Raw genomic sequence first — 592 nt, 5'->3', positions numbered from 1 at the left:
GCGTTATGTTGTTGGTGTAAAATAAGGTTTTCAGCAGCTTGGGGTGAGCTATGTTTCAGTTTAAATGTACCAAAAAAGTTCAAGATTTCATTGGCCTGAAACCAAGTGACTTAAGTGAAATCGAACCGGAGAGGTTTGTTCTAGGTAATTGGTTTGTTAACTCATTTACTCAAAATCGCCGTAAAGTTTTAATCTTTATGGAAGAGAAAACTTTATTCTCATTTATCATTGTCGGTGTCCGAAAAGAGCATATAAAAACGTTAAGAAAGCATTTTCTTGAAGGGTTGTGTTTGCAGTTGAAAGCGGAAGGTATTAGTCCTCAGACTATCGCTGCATTTTCTGATAATCAAACGATAATCCAATACACCAAAACTGACAATAGAAGTAAGGTTGGTTCTCTGACTGATCTTATTTATTTGTATAGCTCATGGATTGACTCCGAAGGGGGGATATCTGAAATTGATGTTGTTGATCTTGGAATGAAACTGAATAGAGTCCCTCAGACAAATCTTAAGTTAATTTATGCAATTAATGAGCTTAAACAGGCGCTTGGAGAAACAACATAACAATCGCATCAACACGATTTGCTACA

At 36.1% G+C, this 592-nt stretch carries 1 protein-coding gene; it reads left to right on the top strand.

Translation table 11 applies throughout. The annotated features are described in order from the left end of the window. The first annotated feature begins 50 nt into the window (after nucleotides 1-50). Nucleotides 51-566 carry a hypothetical protein gene (locus tag HC728_RS19785; protein WP_017018081.1) on the top strand — a complete coding sequence of 172 codons (516 nt, stop codon included), beginning with the start codon at nucleotides 51-53 and terminating at the stop codon, nucleotides 564-566. The last annotated feature ends 26 nt before the right edge of the window (nucleotides 567-592 follow it).

This window comes from Aliivibrio sp. S10_S31 (assembly GCF_014694495.1).
Taxonomy (GTDB): domain Bacteria; phylum Pseudomonadota; class Gammaproteobacteria; order Enterobacterales; family Vibrionaceae; genus Aliivibrio; species Aliivibrio fischeri.
This window is presented reverse-complemented; position numbering and strand designations above follow the sequence as displayed.

Coding starts and splice junctions, on each gene's coding strand:
- HC728_RS19785 (WP_017018081.1), top strand. CDS start 51: ATGTTTCAGTTTAAATGTACCAAAAAAGTTCAAGATTTCATTGGCCTG.